We start from the raw sequence: 20,547 nt of genomic DNA, 5'->3' as shown, positions 1-20,547 counted from the left end.
ATTATTCTTGGGTTTTGACGGCGTCGAGCTTCAACGTAAGCCCGTCTACGCTGCTGATCTGAACGTGCTGCCCCTGCTCAAAAGCCTGGTCGCTGGTATTGACCACGGTCCATTCGGTACCGCGATAAGCCATGCGCCCGGTTTCGCCAGGTTGCAAGGCCTGCTCGACAGTGACGATTTCACCCGTCGGTCCAACCTCGTAGCCGATACCGGAACCGCGCAACTTGGCGTAAAGTTTTTTACGGAACAGAACCATGAACACCAGCGCGATGATCGAGAACAGTATCCACTGCACCCAGGGTTCGAGATCGGCCCCGGCAAGCTCGATCAGCCCGGTTATGGCTGCCGCTATGCCGAGAAACACGAGGTAGAAACCGGCATCGACAATCATTAGTTCCGAGCCAAGCAGCAACGCACCGACTATCATCCATCCCCACCAGGGCATAGCGTTCTCCCGTCATATTCAGAATTCATCTTAGCCCCGATGCGGGCACAGTCAAGCCATTCGTCCCGCTTCCATGCAGTCATGGTCTCTCGCGAAGAGCCACCGCGGGATAACGCCCCCAAAAGTGTAGCGCGGCATGGATGCCGTGCTCCAAGCGATTCCATGGATGGACCGACCGGCGTTTACGCCGGTTGGGAGCGCCTTTTGGGGGCGTTATCCCGCGGTGGCTTTGGCACAATTTGAGTGGACACTGAACCGACTAGGCCAGGTCGAGGGCAAATTACTCTACTGGGACTGGTTGAGTGCCTGGTCGAGATCCCACAGGATATCGTCCAGGGTTTCGAGCCCGACCGAGATACGCACCATGTCCGGGGTGACCCCGGCCGCGATTTGCTGCTCCTCGCTGAGCTGGCGGTGAGTGGTCGATGCCGGGTGAATAATCAGCGTACGCGCGTCACCCACGTTGGCAAGGTGACTCATGAACTGGGCACTGTTGATAAATTTCTCGCCCGCCGCCGCGCCACCCTTGACGCCGAAGGTAAAAATGGAACTGGCGCCCTTGGGTAAATACTTTTTAACCAGGGGCTGGTAAGGATTCTCTTCGAGACCGGCGTAATTAACCCATCCGACTGCCGGATGATCCTGCAGGAATTTGGCTGCTCCAATGGCATTGGCACAGTGGCGATCCATGCGCACCGGCAGGGTTTCGATTCCCTGCAGCATCATGAATGCGTTGAACGGGCTCATGGCCTGTCCCAGCGTGCGCAGGGTTTCGCAGCGCGCCTTCATCGTGAAACCGAAATCACCGAAAGTTTCGTAAAAACGAATACCGTGATAACCGGCCGATGGTTCGGTCATGCCCGGGAAATTGCCGTTGTCCCAGTCGAACTTGCCGGATTCGATCATGACACCTCCCATGCTGGTACCGTGCCCGCCGATAAACTTGGTCGCCGAATGCACCACGATATCGGCGCCGAAATCGATCGGCTTGCACAGGTAAGGCGTCGCAAAGGTACTGTCTACGATTAACGGTATACCTGCATCGTGGGCGATCTCGGCGATGACTTCGATATCGATAATATTATTAGTAGGGTTGCCGATGGTTTCCGCATAAAGTGCCCTGGTTTTAGCAGTGATTGCCTTACGAAAATTTTCGGGGTCGTCGGAATCGACAAACGTCGTCTCGATCCCCATCTTGCGAAAAGTGACATCGAATTGAGAAAAAGTACCCCCGTAAAGGGTCTTCGCGGATACCAGCTCGTCACCCTGCTGCATCAGCGTCAGGATAGCGGTCATTTGTGCCGCCATGCCCGAACTGACACCGAGTGCGGCACGGCCATTTTCGAGCGCTGCCATGCGCTCCTCGAACACCGCGGTGGTCGGGTTGGTCAGGCGTACATAGGTATTGCCGAAGGTCTGCAGGTTAAACAGGCTGGCGGCATGCTCGGCATCATCAAACACGTAGGACGTGGTCTGGTAAATCGGTACCGCGCGCGCACCTGTGATCGGATCCGGGATTTGCCCCGCGTGCAAACACAGGGTTTCGATTCCAAATTTTCGATCGGCCATGGTCTGCCCCGCTTACCGGTTAAATACGGTTGGTCGTTGAGATGAAATTACGCCAGTATTTACCCCTGCCGTATTGAGCCCACCAAATAACCGCGCATACTCGATCTTGACGCAACGATCCATGATGACTTCGAGTCCCGCGTCGCGGGCTTTTTGCGCCGCTTCCTCGTTAACGATACCGAGCTGCATCCACACTACCTTGGCGCCGATTTTGATTGCGTCCTCGACAAACGGCATGACGCGATCGGAGCGCTGAAACAGATCGACGATATCAACCGGGGTCGGAATATCTTTTAGATCGGCATAGCATTTCTGCCCGAGAATTTCGTCGTACTTCGGATTCACGGGAATCACTTCGAAGCCATGCTCTAGCAGGTACTTACCGACAAAGTTACTCGGTCGGGACCAGTTGTCGGAAAGTCCGACGATCGCAACGCGTTTATTCTCGATCAGGATTCGGCGCAGTGTATTAATATCGGTCATAGTCTTTTGGCACGCTCGCGCAAAACAAACTTCTGAATTTTACCGGTCGAAGTTTTCGGTAAGGATCCAAATACCACTTTACGTGGGGCCTTGAAATGCGCCATGTTTGTGCGACAAAAATCGATTATTTCCTGCTCGTTTACTGCACCCGCATCATCGTGCAACGTGACAAACGCGCAGGGCGTTTCGCCCCATTTTTCATCGGGCATGCCGGCAACCGCAGCTTCCAGAACGGCGGGGTGACGATACAGCGTCCCTTCAACCTCGATACTGGAAATATTTTCGCCGCCGGAAATGATGATGTCCTTGGAGCGATCCATGATCTGGATATAACCGTCCGGATGACAAACCGCGAGGTCGCCGCTGTGGAAATAACCGCCAGCAAAGGCTTCTTCACTGGCACGGGGATTTTTCAGGTATCCCTTCATAACGATATTGCCCCGGAACATGATTTCGCCGATGGTTTCTCCATCACGTGGCACCGGCTTCATGGTCCCGGGATCCATGACTACGAGTTCCTCCAACATCGGGTAACGCACGCCCTGGCGGGCTTTCATGGCTGCCTGTTCGGCAGTCGATAATTCGTCCCACTCCTCGTGCCAGGCACATACTACTGCCGGACCATACACTTCAGTCAGACCATAGGCATGAGTCACTTTGAAATTCAATTTCTGCATCGCCTCGAGTATCGCCGGCGGTGGAGCCGACGCGGCCGTCATGATATTCACCTGGTGATCAACACCCGCTTTTAATTCCTCGTCGGCATTGGCCATCAGGTTCATGACGATCGGCGCACCGCAAAGATGGGTGACATTGTGCTGCTTGATCGCGTTGAAGATATCGTCCGCCCTGACTGCACGCAAACACACATTGGTTCCATTCAACGCGGCGATCGTCCACGGAAAACACCAGCCGTTGCAGTGAAATAAAGGTAATGTCCACAGGTAAACCGGGTGAGCGCTCATATTCCAGCCAAGTACATTCGACACCGCGTTCAGGTAGGCGCCGCGATGATGAGTCACCACGCCCTTGGGATCTCCGGTGGTGCCCGAGGTATAACCAAGCGCGATCGCCTGCCATTCATCCCGCGGCGGTTGCCAACTGAATTCAGCATCACCAAGCTTGAGAAAATCTTCATACTCAAAATTACCGACAAGCTCACCACCACCAAATTCGGGATCATCAACATCGATGATCAGGGGTCTGTTTTCAAGCTGGGAAACGGCGGCTTCTATGGTGTCTGAAAACTCGCGATCGGTTAGCAAAACTTTTGCGTCACCGTGCTTTAGTTGAAACGCGATAGCGTCGGCATCAAGCCGAATATTGAGACCATTAATCACTCCGCCCGCCATCGGGATTGCGAAATGGGCTTCATACATCGCTGGAACATTGGGCAGCATCAATGCGACGGTTTCGTCCTGTTGCAATCCATGTTTTTGCAACGCCGATGCAAACCGTCGGCACCTGGCATAGGTCTGCTCCCAGGTCTGCTGTTTGGCACCGTAGATCAGCGCATTGCGATCGGGGTATACCGAGGCCGCACGCTCAATAAAAGTCAACGGCGAAAGAGGTGAATAGTTAGCCGCGTTCTTGTCAAGATCGGTCGAATACTGACTGGACGAATTCAATTCCCTTTCCATTCGGGTTTGCGTTTTTGAATAAAAGCGTCGATGCCTTCACGCGCATCGTGCGAATCCATGTTGCAGGTCATGCGTTCGGCGGCGTAAGCATAGGCGTCGGACAAATCCATCGGCAACTGCTTATAAAACATATCCTTACCAAGCTTTATCGCATGTGCGGACTTGGCGACGATTTTCTGCGCCAATGCGAGGGTTGCCTGCTCAAGTTCAGCGACAGGCACGACTTCGTTGATCAAACCGCACTGTTGAGCGGTCGGGGCCGAAATAAAATCACCGGTCAGCAGCATATGCATTGCCTGCTTGCGCCCCATGTTGCGGCTTAACGGTACCGCCGGGGTTGAACAGAACAGGCCGACGTTGATCCCCGACACGGCGAAACGCGCCTCGTCTGACGCTACCGCAAGATCGCAATTTGCGACCAGCTGGCAACCAGCGGCGGTGGCGATACCGTTGACCCGGGCTATAACGGGCTGCTGCAACTGGTTGATCGTCAACATCATCTTGCTGCATTGATTAAACAGGGCCTGGTGAAACTCGCGCTCTTCGCTGCTGCGCATTTCCTTCAGATCATGGCCGGGGCAAAACGCCTTGCCGCTTGCACCGATAATGACGACGCGAATCGAATCGTCCTGTCCGATATCGTCGAGCGCCGCCTGCAATTCGGTTAGCATCTCGCCGGAAAGCGCATTGTATTGCCGCGGGCGATTCAGCGTCAGCGTGGTAATCCCGTCGCTGTCTTCGCGCAACAGAATGGGTTGATCGACTACCGGGTCGGCTGCGACATTCATAAGCCTATCCTCACTGAAACTTGTTCCTGATATAAATCGAAAAATAATCCCCGTAGCGTTGTTGCAATTCGGGAAGTTTCCAGTCCTGACCGGTTACCTTACCCCGACATAAAGCACTTCCGCAATGACAATCGAGCCTGTAATCGTCAGAACGCTCCATCGAGTAATCATGGAACAATTCTTCACCCGCCTTGATGTCGCGCATCGCGACATAGACCACCTGCCCGCGAAAGCCGACATTCGGTTCGCAGGAGTGATTGATAAATACCGACATATCCTCCACTTCATCGGCAGTGCGTGGGGCAAGGTAAAAATCGTCGTCGATCTGCAAGGCCATGTCACCGGCAGCAGCGGTTGCCTGATTGAGTTCTGCGCGGGTGATAATATTGCCTGCCTTGATCGCAACAATTTCATCCCTGGCGATATCCGCAATTGCGACCACGCCACGCCCGGACAGGGTGTCCTGCCGGACCTCGATGCTGGGCGAGCGCCAGGTCTTCATTTCGGGTTCCGGGCGCGAACGATTCGCCGCAAAGACAGACTTTTGATCATCAAACAGGCAATGGCTAAACCGGTTAAGCTGGATCCCGGCGTAAAGGTTGGCACATGCAATGGACGCCGCCTCCGGCCCAGGTAAACATCGTCATATCCGGGTCATAGACTTCAAGCCCGATGGCGCGCATTTTCTGGTTCAGGTCTTTTGCTACCCGGGTCGATAATACCTTGTCGTTTCCAAGCGCCACGACATTACAACCAAGCGCCATGGTCTCCGCGAATGTCGCCGGTACAATTTCGATTTTTTTCTGTTTCAACCAGTCGACAATATCGTCATCGGTGGTTTCAAGGCAAACCGCGGCACAATTTTCTGTCAGCATGCAGACCATCAAGTCGATGTGCACGTAGAAGGGATCGATCGGGGCAAACTTGATTTCCCAACCCTCATCGATAAACCACTGGGCTACCTGCCGGGCTGCAACACCCTCGCTGCGATGATCGGTATACCCGACCAGCGCAACGCCCGGCCTGATAATATTAAAATCTCCACCTTCAAAATTACCCATCGATACCATTTCGTAAATGGGAACATTATTTTCCAGGTAAAAACGCAGCGCGGGTGCGTATTCACCGCGACGCCTGGGATTGGCCAGTTGACAGATGACGGCACCGTAGGGCGTCATAAACGAAGAATCCCGCGCATACACCTGCATCGGCGTGCCTTCATCCACGGGAAGAAAATGACATTGGGTGCCGGCCTGTTGATACGCATGGACCATTTCGGCATGCTGACTTGCGGCCAGCGCCGGGTCGTAAATCCGGCCCCGACGCAGTGAATCGCGAACCAGAGAGCTGAATTCGGCGTTTTCAGGGCCTAGCCAACGGAAAGTATCGACCGGTCCCAGCAGCACATCGAGCAGGGGTCCGGTTTCGGATTTCAGGTACCACTCGGTCATTTCCTGCGTTCCACCGCCGATTTTCCGGGCGCGCAGGGGATTTTGTATGATTTCAGGGTTGCTGACAGGTGCGTTCATTGGAATACTCCGGGCCGCGGCGCGAGGACTGGAGTATATTACCTGCCCGGTCGTGTCTACAAGTAACGAAGAATAGCAGGCCGCTAAGCGATGACGCTGTGCGCAAGGCTTCTCCGCAGCGCCCGGCCGGTATCAGGTTTTAGCGGGGGTTTTGACGGCTGGTTTGCGCGCAGCATAAGCCGAGTATCCGAGTGTCGAGCGCTGGTTGAGATTCTCGGCGTATTCCTTGACGTAGGCGGTAACCGACTTGAGGCTGCCGGAGCGTTTGCCCTTGATTTCGGACGTGCCCTGGCCGATTACGTATTCGTACCACTCGCCCTCGGTCACACCCTTTGGAGGATCCGTTTTCTCGATGCTAGTAACGGGAAACTTGCGTACATCTAGTTCACTGTCGGATGACTTAACCATATATTTTCCTAAATCCGTAATAATCAGGCTGTGGCATGGGGTATCTCAGCGAGCCTTTAGCGAGTTTCTCGATGTCATTTGAAAGCCTGGCCGCGTGCGGCAGGACTTGTCTCAGTTCTGGAACCAGGGCAGTTAGCTTGCGGATATTTTGCTTAAAATCCATGTGGTGTATTCGGTCGACTTCGTCGAATCCCGCCAATTCTACACTAGATAGGTCTACATATCTCTGTTCAGCATGATCTAATATCGGATTCGGGGATCTGGATGATCCTGGTCTAATCGTTGTCGGTGAGTCCGGCACCGGCACCGGCGCGTGACGCTTCGGTGGCTGGCGCATAAGTCTGGAAGGCAAGTTCAGCAATCTTTTTAAAAGCTGCACTATCGATTTTATAAGCCAACGTCGAGGGCATTTGTTGAGGAATCTCCAGGTCGTCGCGATAACAACTGGCCGCGTCGACAACCGATAAAGTCAAGTCATCCCGATTACCTTCAATGCTGAGCCCGTTCTCAAAACAGCTCACGCTCACCCCGGCCCAGGCAGTGGTAAACACCGTCTGGTGACAACGGGCTGCCTGTCCCACGGTTGCGGCAAGTAACAGCGGATAGGCGGTGGGGCCAAGACTGAATTGTGCACCTTCGAGCATCTGTGCCGAGCGATCGGCAAGCGCCGCTCCCGTAATGATCGGACACAGCAGAGCGCCGCTGGACTGCCAGGGTTGGGTGCTGCAATCCGGAACAAAACTGCGGTAGTTCTGGCCTTTGAGATCCTGCAGATGGGCAAGCATGATTTCGGGGCCTGGCAAATTAAAGGCGGCCAGCCAGCGTGCCGCCTTGCCAGCCTCCTCGGCGATTCCCCAGTCGAGACCACAGGCGCGCGCAGCCTTGCGCAGGTAGGATTCAGATTCGGCGAGCGTGAGGTTATAGCTCACGGTGCCGCGACGAGTAACTCGTGTGGAAAGGGCGCATCCTGGTACATGCAGATACGTACCCAGCGATCCGAGCGCGGATCAAATTTAGTGGCGCCGAAGTACGACAGCTTGCAACGCAGAATATCGATCGGCAGCATGTCGGCCGCAATCAGGTTGTCCTGGATTTCGGCGTAGGGACACGAAGCCAGGTTTTGCACCCGTCGTGCCGTGTGGCGATGCTCGGGGTGGGCCAGCAGAAATTCCGCAGTCGTCGACCCGCCACGCCATGCCTGTAATTCCGTAGACATCAGCTTGATATCACGGCCTACGCCAAGCGGCAGTTCATATTCAGCACCGGTTTCCTCGAACCGCTCACCGACGCGCGGCTCCAGTTTCTCCGCCGAGGTGTACCAAAAACGGGCATGATTTTCGGGAAGGTCGTAGTCAACACCCAGGGCCCAGCGGCACTGGGTATCGATTATCTCCTGCAGGCGCGCAACCGGCATTGCGCCATCGATAAAAAAGCTTACATGCTCATCAGCGTCCATACACTGCGCCAATTCATCGACCAACTCGCCGTAGGGTTCGAGTAGCAGTGATACCAGCTGCTCCTGGCCTTCCAGTGACAGGTTATCCTCGGCCCAACGATAGAACCGGTCCCAGGGATGATCATCGCTAAGCGACTCATTGACAATGTAGCCTGCCATTTGCTCCAGGTCAGAGGTCAGGGATTTCAATTTTTCAATCTGGATCGGGTGCTCCGAATGCCATTGCGAGACGTTGAAGCGAGCCTGTTCGAAATGCTGTTTGAACGCATCGACAGCTGCCGGCTCGGTCTCGGGTAATGAACGCACGCGTGCGAGGGCTTCTTCGCGTGCCATCATCCAGTTATTGAGGAGTGCCGGATGATTGATCAGAAACGGCGCCATGCCAAGTCCGGTCGAATTACCCACGCCGATGCGGCGGCGCAATTCCGGATCGATGGTGACCGCCTGATCACCGCCCTGCGCACGGGCAATATGCTCGACCAGGTCGATCGAAAACGCGCGCGTCAGCCATACCGATAGCAATTCGGCCTGAAACGGCCCGCTGAGCTCGGGACGTTCGGCAATCGTCAGGCGATCGGCGGCACCGAATTTACCGGAACCGTAAACCGCGGTCGTGCGCACCAGGTAACCTACCGCTTCAAGCTGGTCACGATCCGGTTGTTTACCCGTCGACAGGCGATCGATCACGTGCTGCCAGAGCCGCACAGAACGGTTGGCCCGTGACAGGCTGAGCTCGGAGTCAGAAATTCTGCCTGCCTCCTGTTTGGGTACGTTCTGCTCGAGACGATCGAGATCAGCCGTGTTCGGAATACCATCATACAGCGCGAAAGTCGCATCCCAGGCTGTTGCAATAACGCGATCGGAACGCATTTCGTCCGGCAGGTCGTGCGAAAAAGCAACCAGCGAGTAAGTTCGCTCGGGTCCGAAAACCGTGTATACCGCTCGCCCGAACCCCTGGTCATCGATCGCCCACAGGCTGCGCTTGAATTTCCAGTCCTCCCGTTTGAGGCGCCGCAACAGCGTGCGCATAAACGACAGTCGGGTCTGGTGAAAGCTACCCATGCGCGCAAGCCGCATCACCACCTCGGGTGGTCTGCGGTAATCTGCCGCCGCCGGCATCGGGTTGTTGTCAGCGAAATTTTTCATGCCTGTTAAACCGGTCCAAAATTTTCGTCGAAGAATCGCAACCAGTTATTACCCATGATTTTAGCGGCATCCGCAGCGTCAAAACCGACCTCGAGCAGGCCCTTCTCGACATTACCGAAGTCGCGATTGTCGTTGAACCATTCCGGCATCGGCGGAAAGCCGGCATTGCTGGCGGAGCCCTCACCGTAATCGATTTTCTTGGTCCAGCGACCGACGCGCATCCATTCGACCACCGAGTCCGGCTGATCCTGGCACAGGTCGGAGCCGAGCCCGATATGATCGACGCCCATGATTTCGGCGCAATTGGCAATCATCTGGCAAAAGCTTTGCAAACTGCAGTCACTACCATCCTTCAAGTGGTGCGGGTACATGCTGAAACCGAGCATGCCACCGGTTTCGCCAAGCCCTTGCAGGATTGCCTCCGACTTGTTGCGCAATGCCGGGTGCCAGAACGCCGGGTTCGCATGGGTAATGACGATCGGTCGGCTACTGATTTCAATCGCATCGAGGGTCGAACGCTCGGCCGAGTGGCTCATGTCGACGACGAGCCCGACCCGATTCATTTCCTCGATCACCTCGCGACCCATGCGCGTGACGCCGGTGTCTTCGGTTTCGTAACAGCCCGTGGCCAACAGCGACTGGTTGTTATAAGTCAGCTGCATGAAACGGGCACCGAGCGTATGCAGGATTTCAACCAGGCGGATGTCATCCTCCATCGGCGAAGGATTTTGAAACCCATAAAAAATAGCGGTGCGATTGGTATCGCGGGCGAGGCGTACATCGTCACCGGTGAAACCCTGGAAGATCAGGTGCGGAAAGCGTTCGAAGTAACTGTTCCACTGCTCCATGTTGGCCACGGTTTCACGAAAGTTTTCGTGATAGGCAATGGTGACATGGACTGCGTCAACCCCGCCGGCGCGCATCTGGTCAAAGATTTTTTCCGACCAGTTAGCATACTGCAGTGCGTCGATACGATAGGCCCCTTCAATAAACTCATCCCCGCTCATGCCGGGTTACCGCTGCTGATATAGGCGGTCTTCACAGTGGTGTAGAACTCTTTCGCATACTGTCCCTGCTCGCGGGGTCCATAGGACGACTCGCCGCGACCACCGAAGGGCACATGGTAATCGGTTCCGGCCGTCGGCAGGTTGACCATGACACAGCCGGTCTTGACGTTACGGCGGAAATGCGTCGCGCGCGCGAGGCTGCCGGTAATAATTCCGGCGGTAAGCCCGAATCGAGTATCGTTCACGGTTGCGAGCGCCTCGTCGTAGGAATCGACCTTGATCACGCAGGCAATCGGTGCGAACAGCTCCTCGCGATTAACCTGCCAGTCATTTCGCGTTCCGGCGAATACTGCCGGTGTCATAAAGTAACCCTCGGTATCGCGTTCGACGTGCTCCCCGCCGCAAAGCAGCTCCCCGCCCTCTTGCCTGGCGAGCTCGACATTGGCGAGGTTCTGCTGCAATTGCGCGTCGCTCGAAACCGGGCCGATCTGGGTGGCAGGCTCGAGCGCATGTCCAACCACCATGTTGCTGGCGCCCTCGACCAGGCGTTCGACGAAACGGTCATGAATATTTTTATGCACCACGATGCGTGAAGAAGCGGTACATTTTTGTCCGGCACTGCCGAAGGCTCCATTCAGTGCGCAGGCGAGTGCGGTGTCGAGGTCGGCATCATCCATTACCGCGAGCGCGTTCTTGGAGCCCATCTCCAGCTGTACCCGGGTGAAGTTAGTCACCGCCGACTGCGCGATACCTCGACCTACCGGTACCGAACCAGTAAAGCTGATCGCATTGACCTGCGGGCTTTCAACCAGTTCCTGGCCGACGCCACTACCCGAACCCATGACCAGGTTGAATAATCCTGCCGGGAGGTCCTGGCGCGCGATGATTTCCGCAAGTGCAACCGCGCTTGCCGGCACCAGGTTAGCGGGCTTCCAGATCACCGCGTTACCAAACGCGAGCGCGGGCGCTATTTTCCAGACCGCGGTCGCGGTCGGGAAATTCCAGGGTGAAATAACGGCCACGGTTCCCACCGGTTCGCGGCGCACATCGACTTCGATGCCTTCGCGCACCGAGTCGGCATTGTCGCCGATTTGGCGCAACACCTCGGCCGCGTAGTAGGTGAAAAACTGACCGGAACGATAAACTTCCCCCTTACCCTCGGGCTGGGTCTTGCCTTCTTCGCGCGCAAGCAGGGTGCCAAGCTCCTCGCAGCGGGCGATCAATTCGTTACCGATTGCCATCAATACGCTGTACTTCCGTTCGATTCCGGCAGCTGCCCATTCACGCTGCGCGGCTTGTGCGGCGTCGAGTGCGCGTTGCAACTGCGCACTATCGGCCTGTGCATAATGGCCGATGGTGTCTGATAAATCGGAGGGATTGATGTTGGCGATTTCGCTCGCGCCGGCAAGCCATTCACCGGCGATAAAGTTTTGATTAAGGTTGGACATTATATTTCCCGGCAACGGCTCAGAAGTAGCATTAAACCATAAATCCGGGTAGGCGCGCCGTCAATGATTATCAGATTAGCACAGGATTTTTCGTTGAAATTGGTTAATACCTGCGAGATCTGCGGCGCATTGTTTCGGAAATGCCGTGAGTACAGTCGAACTAGTCGAGGATGAGGGTGTCGCCGATTTTAACCGGCTGGAACTGATCGAGCGGGAGGCCTCGCCGAGTCATTTCCTCGGTCAGCAGTTGCGCGGGTTCCAACATCGGTTCGATGGTCAGCTGAAAAGTACCCCAGTGAATTGGCAACGATTGTTGCGCCCTGACCTCGAGATGAATATCGATAGCCTGAGCCGGGTCGACGTGTGCATTCTCCATGAAGTATCTCGGTGCGTAGGCACCGATCGGAATCATCGCCAGCCGAAAGGGCCCGAGGCGCTGGCCGATTTCCTTGAAATAGCCCTCGTTATAGCCGGTGTCACCGGCAAACCAGCTCCTGAAACCCGCAATTTCGACGGACCAGCCGCCCCACAGGCTCTTGTTGGTATCCCATGGGGTGCGTTTCGACCAATGCTGAGCCGGGGTCATCGTCACTTCAACCCGGTCGTTGAAGCGATGACTCTCCCACCAGTCGAGTTCGATGACACGCTCCCCGGAAATACCGCGTTTGAGAAACCATGCCTTTACCCCCAACGGAACATACCAGAGTACCGAATCACCGAACATGTCGACGGTACGATGATCCAGTGAATCGTAATGGTTGTGTGAAATCAAAACGAAGTCGATCTTTGGCATCTGCTCAAATGTCAGAGCGGGCTGGGTGTAGCGCGGTTTGGCGATAATTTCGTAGTAAAACGGGTATTGAGTCAGATGTGGATCGGTCAGGTAGCTGACGCCATCATACTGCACCAGTGCAGTCGCATGCCCGATCCAGGTTGCCCGCGGACGCAAGGCAAAAGACCCGATTAACTCCTGGTCAGCTGCACCGACGATGGATCTGATCTCCGCGGGATCAGGCGGGGGTGGGCTATCCTCGCGCATACGCATCAGGAAATGTCCGAAAAACGATCCCTGCTTGGCACTGACAAATTCGCCATTACCATGATGCGCTTTCGATGGATCATAGACCACGCCCGTATAGGAGCTGCAGCCTGCTAACAGCAGGCACAACGCGCCCAGGATGGTTTCCCGGGTTTGCTTATGTTGCATCAAATATCTCTCATCAAGCTCATGCAGAGATTATACGGCGCTTATGCAAGGAAAGATCAACAGCCAATCCACTGGATTGACGTCAGGCTTCTGGCGAATTCGTCTCCAGGTAATCGGTTATTTTTTCTGCAGAGAGCGGCTCGCTGAAATAATAACCCTGGTAAATCTTGCAACCATATTGCTTCAGCAGATGGAACTGTTCCAGCGCCTCGACACCTTCGGCAACGACTTCGAGACCAAGATGCTTGGAAAGCGCCAGAATCGACGCCACCATGGCCTGGTCGCCCGGATCGTCGCAAATATCCTTGACGAACGAGCGATCGATCTTGATGTGATTTACCGGCAGGTTTTTCAGATGCGCCAACGAAGAATAACCGGTACCGAAATCGTCCAGTGAAAAGCTGATACCACTGAGGATGAGTTCCTGCATCCGCGAAATGGCATCTTCGAGGTTATGGATAATATTGTGTTCGGTAACTTCCATCATGATGTTTTGCGTCGGAACGTTGATACGTTCGAGTTGACTATGGATATTATTTGCAAACTGGGCATCCCGGAATTGACGCGGACTGATGTTAATGCACAGCATAAAGTCTTTTGCGACCAGCCCCTGATCGATCCACAAGGTTAATTGCTTGAGTGCGGTTTCGATGACCCAGTTACCAACCTCGACAATCTGGCCCGATGATTCGAGCACGTCAAGAAACTCAGCGGGTGCGACCACACCCAGCTCGGGATTCTCCCAGCGAATCAGGGCCTCTACTCCAATCGTTTTCATCGCGGTATTGACAAGCGGTTGATAAAATAGTCGGTACTGGTCTTCCTTGAGCGCTCGATGCAGTTGATTTTCGAGTTCCAGTTGACGGGTCACCTCGCTGCTCATGCTTTCACTGAAAAATTCGAGCCGGTTGCGTCCCTCGCGCTTGGCCTGGTACATCGCGGTGTCGGCAAAACGCAACAAGTCATGACCGCTGGTATCGTCCCCGGAAATCATCGAAATCCCGATGCTCGCAGTGACATGCAGCTCGTCGTCATGGATTCGACATTCCATCGAGATCGTGTCACGGATCTTGTTGGCGATTTCACGCGCGCGCGACATAGCCTGCCTTCCATCCCCGCTCAAGCTGGTCAGAATTACGATAAACTCATCCCCGCCGAGCCGCGCAACGGTATCGTCCCCACGCACATGCGCCTTCAGTCGTTGCGCCATTTCCTGCAACACCAGGTCGCCAGCAGGATGCCCGAGCGAATCGTTGATGTTTTTAAAGTTATCCAGGTCGATGAAAAGCAGTGCCCCAAAACTGAGCGTGCGTTGCACCCGTGCGACCTCCATATCGAGACGCTTGGCGAGCTCGTTACGGTTCGGTAAACCGGTCAGGGTATCGTAGTACGCGAGAAACTCGACACGCTCTTCGGCGGCACGCAGGTGGCGAATATCGCGTGCGATGGTAGAAAAGAACTCGATATCACCGTGATTATTTCGATGCGAAATCAGTACTTGGGAAGTAAGAATTTTTTCACCATCGAGCGACAGAAAAGTGGTTTCATCCGTCCACATACCCTCGCGCATCGCCTGGGGTATTCCTTCGCTGAGTATTTTCTGACCATCGGCAGGCAAATGAAAGTCGGCAAGGCGAACGCGGCGTATGTCCTCGTTTTCGCCGATGCCGAGCAGCTTTCGACCCGACTGGTTGATATAGGTCAGAAAGCCATCCAGGTTTGCGATACAGATCAGATCAGGGGTCGCCTCGAGAATTGCGGTCAGGCGTTGTTGACGTTCCTTGGCAAGCCTCTGGTCGATAACAAGGCGCCATTCGCGCATGACCCGGGTGGCAGTGCGCGGCAACGATGATATGGATTCCTGGGTTTTGACGATATACTCCGACGCACCGGACTTCATCGCGCTAACCGCAACGATTTCATCACTTAGACTGGACATGACGATAGTCGGACAGTTGGCATTGGGAACCAGAAGTTCGGTACCCTGCCCATCAGGCAGGCGGACATCGGTAATGATCAAGTCGGGATTAGTGCGCTTAATCAGGGACTTTGCCTGTTCCAGCGTAGCGGTGATAACCAGCTTGTAATTGACCTCGGTTTCGAATGCCCGGTTAATCAAGGACGCATGACGAGGGTCATCCTCGACGACTAGTATATTGTATTCGGGCTGGATGGGCATGGCGCAGCGTTTGTACCTGGTGTCCCCGTAAGCAAACTTCTGGCCGATTTATCGGCAGACGCGCGATTATCCTAAGATAATACTTTTGACCTCCTCACATTGCTGTTCGCCAGTTGCAACGATCTCAACCAGGTTGTTTTTATCGAGCTCGAGCTGCTCGATCAGGAATTCGTGTCTGATATCCGTTTCGCCGGCAGACACCTGGTCACTGTTAGTCAACAGATTTGCCAGTGACAGGATCATGGCAGACCGTCGATCGGTTTGGGCCAGTTGATACTGGTGGTGACAACGCGTCAGTTCGACAAGCGCTGGTGACAATCCCCAGGCGCCGATCAACAGCGCACCGACCTCGGCGTGATCAAAGCCCATTACCTCGCGTTCGGCCTGGTCACGAAGCTGATGCTGTTCCTCGATCTGGCGTTTAACCGCGTCAGCCAGGGCGGCATCCTGCTGGTAGATCACGAGAATACCGAGGTCGTGCAAGATACCGGCAAGAAACAATACCTCGGCATTGGACCCTCCTATCGATTTGGCAATCAGGCGGGCGATGATTCCACAACGCAAGCTATGCAGCCAGAACGCATCGATATTAATACCCTGGTACCTTAACGCACTCATCGAATTGACAACGGTGGTGGCCAGCACCAGGTTACGTAAATCGAGCTCGCCGATAATGCCAACCGCACTCGCGACCGTTTCTATCTCCCGCGGAAAAGCATAATAGGAACTATTGGCAATGCGCAAAACGCGTGCGCTCAGGGAAGGATCGTAAGCGATTATGCCAGCGACTTGCTCACGACTGTGCTCCGGATCGTCGATCGTTTGTTGCAGGCGTAGATAAATTTCAGGCAAGCTGATGAGCTGCAGTACGTTTTCTACCAACGCCTGAGGTGTTTCCACTCTGACTCCAATAATTACCAATTACTCGCAGGCTTGCGAAATCATTCGTAATTATAGACGGGATAATTAATTAATCCGCACGACGATGCCGCGCAGCAAGCAAGCTTATCGCCAGGGAGTCTGGTTCCAGACAAGCCAGTAATAAACAAGATCTTTCATCAAAGCCTCAAACCTGGAAAAGTCCATTGGTTTTACGACATAACTGTTGGCGTGGTACTTGTAAGATTGCGCGATATCGTTGTCCGCTGCAGAAGTTGTCAGGATAACGACCGGTGTCTTGCGCGTTTTTTCATCCGATTTTATACGGCGCAGCACCTCGAGTCCGTCCACCCTGGGTAAGCGCAGATCCAGCAGGATACAATGCGGGCTTGGGTATTTTTCCTGGTCAATGTATTCGCCTTCTCGAAAAACGTAATCGAGTGCCTTCTGGCCATCATCAACATGGAAAACCACGTTTGAAATTCTGTGTTGTTCAAAGCTGCGCTTAACCATTTCAGCATGCGCATCATTATCTTCGACCAGTAATAGTCTAAACGGCTCGGCAGCGGCATCGGTGGTCATACTTCGAGATTCTCCCCTGGAACGGGTAGCGTAAAACAAAAACAACAGCCGCGTCCATTACCCTGCGATTCTATCCAGATATCGCCATCGTGGATTTCAATAATCCGCTTCACCAGGGCGAGTCCGATCCCGGTTCCGGAAACATCGGTATCGAGACGATCAAACAATCCGAATACTCTGTCCTGGTAGCGCGGCTCGATACCGGGCCCGTTATCCTGAACTCGGCACTCGATCTTGTCTTCCACCTTCTCGGCATTAATCGTAATACGTGGCCGCCGCAAAACAGAGGCAAACTTGATGCCGTTTTCTACCAGGTTCTTGATGACTTCCCGAATCCTGGCCTGATCGGCGTGCACCTGAGGCATTTCGTCTTCTATCTCAATCAATGCATTATGCTCATTGATCATACCCTGCATCATTTCCTTTACCTCCAGGCACAGACTGGTAATCGAAAAAGAGGCAGGGGGGGCCGTAATTCGACCGACTCGCGATAATTCGAGTAAATCATCGAGTTGTTTTCCCATAATATTGATCGCATTCAGAATCCTGCTCATATCGTTCTCGATTCGATCCCGATTATCCTCTGCCAGATCCTTTTCCAGCAGCCCGACAAAACCACTCATGGTGACCAGCGGGGATTTCAATTCGTGCGAAATGCTATAGCTAAACTGCTCAAGCTCCATATTCTTCTGCTCAAGCTGATCAATGAACCGCTGCTTTTGGCCGACATTATCTTCAAGCTCATCGGCCATACGATTAAAAGCATCCGCCAGCAGGCCGACTTCATCAGCTCTACCGGTACTAATCGAACGTTGTTTAAGGTCGCCTTCACCCAGGCGATCGATAACCTGCTGCAGGCTCTCGAGAGGCTTCAGGATTCTATCCAGGCCTAAATAAATCAACAGGTACCCGATGATTAGCGTCAAAAATATAATGCTGCCCGATGTAAACAAGGACAATCGCAAATCACGCCAGCCGACCGTCTCGCTAGCGGCAATCGCCTGCTGCATGATCTCATTTAGATCAATGCCGGTCTGTTCGGCACGGGCAAGCGCAAGCCCAGCCTGCTTCTGGGCCATGGTAAATTCATCAACAATGTTAATCAGATCCTGATAAATAACCAGAATTTGTGCCGATAGTCGCGCCCTTATACTCGAACTCGATGCGTAAAGTTCCAGCATCGCGTTGGATGACTTTATGCGCTGTTTCAGCGCTTCAATTTCACTAATAATTAGATCGTTGCCGGAGTCAATCTGATATTTACGCGTCTTAAGCGACAAGGCCAGGAAAAGCTGGTTGATATTGTCGATCATGCGCAATTCCGGCATATAGTCCCTGGTTAATTCACGCCAATTCTGGTTTTCGATCGCGATTCCGATATCAACACTGATAGCGGCGCGGTATTGCATAAACACCTGATCGATATCGTTTTCAAGTTGATATTGCCGGGTAAAAATTCTGGTGAAGTCGCGTCGGGAGGCAATCATTTCATTACCTGTCGTTTCCAACGCATCAATGGTGGTTGCGATGGCGGCTGCCAGTTCTTCCTTCGCGGGCTCGGCTTTAGTCAAATGCGTATAAGTGGCGAGACTTTCCCTGATCAAATTCAAGTCCTGTTCAAAACCATCAGCGATGACCATGTCGGGTGTCAGCATGAAACGAAAGTGATTCTGGAGCAACAACGTAGATCTTGATTCAACATCGCGCAAGTAACGATTCTCGGGAATAAATTTATCGGACAATTGTTGATCGGCAAACGCGATCACGATGACGTAAGCGGAAAGTCCGATACCGCCAACGCTGAATAATAAAATCAACAATTTCTGCCGCAGCTTAAGCCTGGATAGATTCATTTTCTTTTCGGATTAAATGCCGCCGGTCTCGGGAAACGAGAGGTAATGTCAAAACGGGTCAAATCCAAATGGCTGCGGGTATACTCTTCCGATGCCTCCCGCGTCGGGTTGAAATCCCAGCTCTGGTAACGACCGACCCTCAACGCCGCGTGCACCGCGCGCCGACGCTGCTGGTCACGAATAACCGATTCCCGAAGTGCCGCAGCGTCCCAGTAGTCCGCAGCTTCACGACGAAAACTTTCGAGCCGCTCGTGATGCTGCAAATTTTCCAGTTCGTTGGGATCCTCGTCCAGATCGAATAACTGTTCGGGATCAGTGTTGCAGGAAATGTATTTATACTGTCCCCGTCTTATCATCAGCATTGGGGCGCCGGTACCCTCAGCCAGATACTCACTGACACAGGCATCAGGATCGCCGCTGGCATCACCATCGCAAAGTGGCACCAGCGAACGTCCGTGCAGCGGGTCGATCGGTAACGGTTTTTCACTGCCCGTGGCCTCGGCAGCGATATCGATCAACGTCGGTAAAACATCGACCTGTGCTACCGGCGCCTTCACCTGCCGCGCTTTGAAGCGCTGCGGCTGGTGCACAATCATCGGAATGCGATTTGACCATTCCCGAAAACTCATTTTGTACCAAAGTCCAAATTCACCCAGCATGTCGCCGTGATCCGAGGTAAACATGATTGTCGTGTTATCCCCCATACCGCACTCGTCAAGGGTTGAGCGCAATCGTCCTACCCATTCATCGACATAACTGACGTTACCGTAGTAGGCCCGACGCGCGTTCAGAATGTCCTGCTCCTGGATATCGACCGCATCCAGCGCAATCGCTTTTTCCAGGCGTGCGTTGTGTGCATCCTGCTGCGACGGGCGCGGGACCGAGGGCAGCGGTATATCGACGTCTTGGTACAGATCCCAGTACTGTTGCCGCGTGGCGTAGGGATCGTGTGGATGAATAAAGCTCGTCACCAGGCACAGCGGGCGTTCATCTTCACCGCGCGCATGATCGTAAAGCACGCGCAGTGCCTGCGCGCCAACTTCATCATCGTAAGCCAGCTGATTGGTGATCGCTGCAACGCCGGCCTGTTTCACGCTGGACATGTTGTGATACCACAGGTCGATGCGCTCGTCGGGTTTTGTCCAGTCGGGAATCCAGCCGAAATCGGCCGGGTAAATATCCGTGGTGACGCGATCCTCGAAACCATGTAGCTGATCCGGCCCGACAAAATGCATCTTGCCCGAGAGACAGGTGCGGTAGCCCATCAGGCGCAGGTAGTGCGCAAAAGTCGGCATCGTGGCAGGCAGGTAGGAGGCGTTGTCGAAGCCGCCGCAGGCAGAGACGTTCTGGCCGGTCATAAATGCATAGCGTGCCGGCGTGCACAACGGACTCGAACTATAAGCCGCGTTGAAAATCACGCCCTCTTCAGCGAGTCGATCGATATGCGGGCTTTTGACAACGGCATTTTGATAGCAACCCAGCGCGAGCGCGCTGAGCTGGTCGGCCATCACGATGAGGATGTTCTGCATATCGGTAATCTACCGGTCGAGTCGCAATCTAGAGCAGGTTTTTACCATCAAACACGGTAACTTCCATGTCGCTGGTATCGATATCGTCGATACAACCGAGGTTAACACGGCAATGACCCGGAATGCGTAGCATTTCGTTATGGGTGTAAATACCGCAGTGTTTACAGAAGTAGTGCTTGGCAACTTTGCTACCGAACTGGTAAAGCCCTATATCGTCAGGGTTGGCCTCGATTTTAAGCGCCTCCACCGGGATCGCTTCGGTACTCATCAGCGCGCCCTTGCGCCGGCAAATCGAGCAGGTGCAGCGCAGTGCCTGCGTGATTTCCTCACCATCGTAAGCAAACCTGACTGCGCCGCAGTGGCAGCTACCTTCGTAGTGATGTGTCATGACTTCTCCCC

The 20,547-nt window shown here is 54.2% G+C and carries 19 protein-coding genes; all 19 read right to left on the bottom strand.

Annotation, left to right across the window (positions count from 1 at the left end; all coding sequences use genetic code 11):
- Window position 1 precedes the first annotated feature (1 nt).
- Complete coding sequence (locus OES20_00165) at window positions 2-445, bottom strand: NfeD family protein (GenBank protein MDH3633094.1); 444 nt, start codon at window positions 443-445, stop codon at window positions 2-4.
- Between the two features lie 285 nt (window positions 446-730).
- Window positions 731-2,014, bottom strand: coding sequence for an O-acetylhomoserine aminocarboxypropyltransferase/cysteine synthase (locus OES20_00160; GenBank protein MDH3633093.1), 1,284 nt, complete (start codon window positions 2,012-2,014; stop codon window positions 731-733).
- Window positions 2,015-2,026: 12 nt separating this feature from the next.
- On the bottom strand, window positions 2,027-2,497 hold the full coding sequence (locus tag OES20_00155; GenBank protein MDH3633092.1) for a CoA-binding protein: 471 nt from the start codon (window positions 2,495-2,497) through the stop codon (window positions 2,027-2,029).
- Window positions 2,494-4,125, bottom strand: a complete 1,632-nt coding sequence (locus tag OES20_00150; protein MDH3633091.1) for an acyl-CoA synthetase — start codon at window positions 4,123-4,125, stop codon at window positions 2,494-2,496. The genes OES20_00155 and OES20_00150 overlap by 4 nt, the downstream gene beginning before the upstream one ends.
- Window positions 4,122-4,925, bottom strand: a complete 804-nt coding sequence (locus OES20_00145; GenBank protein ID MDH3633090.1) for an enoyl-CoA hydratase — start codon at window positions 4,923-4,925, stop codon at window positions 4,122-4,124. Before OES20_00145 ends, OES20_00150 begins: the two co-directional genes overlap by 4 nt.
- A gap of 10 nt (window positions 4,926-4,935) precedes the next feature.
- Entirely contained in the window at window positions 4,936-5,427 is a 492-nt protein-coding gene (locus OES20_00140; GenBank protein MDH3633089.1) for an SET domain-containing protein, read from the bottom strand.
- Between the two features lie 73 nt (window positions 5,428-5,500).
- Window positions 5,501-6,454, bottom strand: coding sequence for an arginine deiminase family protein (locus OES20_00135; protein ID MDH3633088.1), 954 nt, complete (start codon window positions 6,452-6,454; stop codon window positions 5,501-5,503).
- A gap of 132 nt (window positions 6,455-6,586) precedes the next feature.
- Window positions 6,587-6,862, bottom strand: a complete 276-nt coding sequence (locus tag OES20_00130; protein ID MDH3633087.1) for a hypothetical protein — start codon at window positions 6,860-6,862, stop codon at window positions 6,587-6,589.
- A gap of 275 nt (window positions 6,863-7,137) precedes the next feature.
- Window positions 7,138-7,791, bottom strand: coding sequence for a DUF3726 domain-containing protein (locus OES20_00125; GenBank protein MDH3633086.1), 654 nt, complete (start codon window positions 7,789-7,791; stop codon window positions 7,138-7,140).
- On the bottom strand, window positions 7,788-9,464 hold the full coding sequence (locus OES20_00120) for a hypothetical protein (GenBank protein ID MDH3633085.1): 1,677 nt from the start codon (window positions 9,462-9,464) through the stop codon (window positions 7,788-7,790). The genes OES20_00125 and OES20_00120 overlap by 4 nt, the downstream gene beginning before the upstream one ends.
- Window positions 9,465-9,469: 5 nt before the next feature.
- Window positions 9,470-10,471 (bottom strand): dipeptidase, encoded by a 1,002-nt coding sequence (locus OES20_00115; GenBank protein MDH3633084.1) that lies wholly within the window; start codon window positions 10,469-10,471, stop codon window positions 9,470-9,472.
- On the bottom strand, window positions 10,468-11,919 hold the full coding sequence (locus OES20_00110; GenBank protein MDH3633083.1) for an aldehyde dehydrogenase family protein: 1,452 nt from the start codon (window positions 11,917-11,919) through the stop codon (window positions 10,468-10,470). Before OES20_00110 ends, OES20_00115 begins: the two co-directional genes overlap by 4 nt.
- A 160-nt stretch (window positions 11,920-12,079) precedes the next feature.
- Window positions 12,080-13,126 carry an MBL fold metallo-hydrolase gene (locus OES20_00105; GenBank protein MDH3633082.1) on the bottom strand — a complete coding sequence of 349 codons (1,047 nt, stop codon included), beginning with the start codon at window positions 13,124-13,126 and terminating at the stop codon, window positions 12,080-12,082.
- An 82-nt stretch (window positions 13,127-13,208) separates the two neighbouring features.
- Entirely contained in the window at window positions 13,209-15,305 is a 2,097-nt protein-coding gene (locus tag OES20_00100; GenBank protein MDH3633081.1) for an EAL domain-containing protein, read from the bottom strand.
- A gap of 66 nt (window positions 15,306-15,371) precedes the next feature.
- Window positions 15,372-16,205: an HDOD domain-containing protein gene (locus OES20_00095; GenBank protein MDH3633080.1), complete on the bottom strand. Its 834-nt coding sequence runs from the start codon at window positions 16,203-16,205 to the stop codon at window positions 15,372-15,374.
- A gap of 105 nt (window positions 16,206-16,310) precedes the next feature.
- Window positions 16,311-16,766, bottom strand: coding sequence for a response regulator (locus tag OES20_00090; GenBank protein ID MDH3633079.1), 456 nt, complete (start codon window positions 16,764-16,766; stop codon window positions 16,311-16,313).
- Window positions 16,763-18,619 carry a HAMP domain-containing histidine kinase gene (locus OES20_00085; protein MDH3633078.1) on the bottom strand — a complete coding sequence of 619 codons (1,857 nt, stop codon included), beginning with the start codon at window positions 18,617-18,619 and terminating at the stop codon, window positions 16,763-16,765. Before OES20_00085 ends, OES20_00090 begins: the two co-directional genes overlap by 4 nt.
- Window positions 18,616-20,148, bottom strand: a complete 1,533-nt coding sequence (gene betC / locus OES20_00080; protein ID MDH3633077.1) for a choline-sulfatase — start codon at window positions 20,146-20,148, stop codon at window positions 18,616-18,618. Before betC ends, OES20_00085 begins: the two co-directional genes overlap by 4 nt.
- Window positions 20,149-20,176: 28 nt before the next feature.
- Window positions 20,177-20,536 carry a GFA family protein gene (locus OES20_00075; GenBank protein ID MDH3633076.1) on the bottom strand — a complete coding sequence of 120 codons (360 nt, stop codon included), beginning with the start codon at window positions 20,534-20,536 and terminating at the stop codon, window positions 20,177-20,179.
- Between the last annotated feature and the right edge of the window lie 11 nt (window positions 20,537-20,547).

This window comes from Gammaproteobacteria bacterium (genome assembly GCA_029862005.1).
Classification (GTDB): Bacteria; Pseudomonadota; Gammaproteobacteria.
The sequence above is the reverse complement of the archived record's forward strand: the minus strand, read 5'-3'. Positions and strand labels throughout refer to the sequence as shown.

Bases quoted from the DNA above. Each gene is read 5' to 3' on its own strand.
- OES20_00145 (MDH3633090.1), bottom strand. From the start codon at position 4,925: ATGAATGTCGCAGCCGACCCGGTAGTCGATCAACCCATTCTGTTGCGC.
- OES20_00135 (MDH3633088.1), bottom strand. From the start codon at position 6,454: ATGAACGCACCTGTCAGCAACCCTGAAATCATACAAAATCCCCTGCGC.
- OES20_00100 (MDH3633081.1), bottom strand. From the start codon at position 15,305: ATGCCCATCCAGCCCGAATACAATATACTAGTCGTCGAGGATGACCCT.
- OES20_00075 (MDH3633076.1), bottom strand. From the start codon at position 20,536: ATGACACATCACTACGAAGGTAGCTGCCACTGCGGCGCAGTCAGGTTT.
- OES20_00160 (MDH3633093.1), bottom strand. From the start codon at position 2,014: ATGGCCGATCGAAAATTTGGAATCGAAACCCTGTGTTTGCACGCGGGG.
- OES20_00165 (MDH3633094.1), bottom strand. From the start codon at position 445: ATGCCCTGGTGGGGATGGATGATAGTCGGTGCGTTGCTGCTTGGCTCG.
- OES20_00110 (MDH3633083.1), bottom strand. From the start codon at position 11,919: ATGTCCAACCTTAATCAAAACTTTATCGCCGGTGAATGGCTTGCCGGC.
- OES20_00140 (MDH3633089.1), bottom strand. From the start codon at position 5,427: ATGAAGACCTGGCGCTCGCCCAGCATCGAGGTCCGGCAGGACACCCTG.
- OES20_00155 (MDH3633092.1), bottom strand. From the start codon at position 2,497: ATGACCGATATTAATACACTGCGCCGAATCCTGATCGAGAATAAACGC.
- OES20_00115 (MDH3633084.1), bottom strand. From the start codon at position 10,471: ATGAGCGGGGATGAGTTTATTGAAGGGGCCTATCGTATCGACGCACTG.
- OES20_00130 (MDH3633087.1), bottom strand. From the start codon at position 6,862: ATGGTTAAGTCATCCGACAGTGAACTAGATGTACGCAAGTTTCCCGTT.
- OES20_00090 (MDH3633079.1), bottom strand. From the start codon at position 16,766: ATGACCACCGATGCCGCTGCCGAGCCGTTTAGACTATTACTGGTCGAA.
- OES20_00120 (MDH3633085.1), bottom strand. From the start codon at position 9,464: ATGAAAAATTTCGCTGACAACAACCCGATGCCGGCGGCGGCAGATTAC.
- OES20_00105 (MDH3633082.1), bottom strand. From the start codon at position 13,126: ATGCAACATAAGCAAACCCGGGAAACCATCCTGGGCGCGTTGTGCCTG.
- betC (MDH3633077.1), bottom strand. From the start codon at position 20,148: ATGCAGAACATCCTCATCGTGATGGCCGACCAGCTCAGCGCGCTCGCG.
- OES20_00085 (MDH3633078.1), bottom strand. From the start codon at position 18,619: ATGAATCTATCCAGGCTTAAGCTGCGGCAGAAATTGTTGATTTTATTA.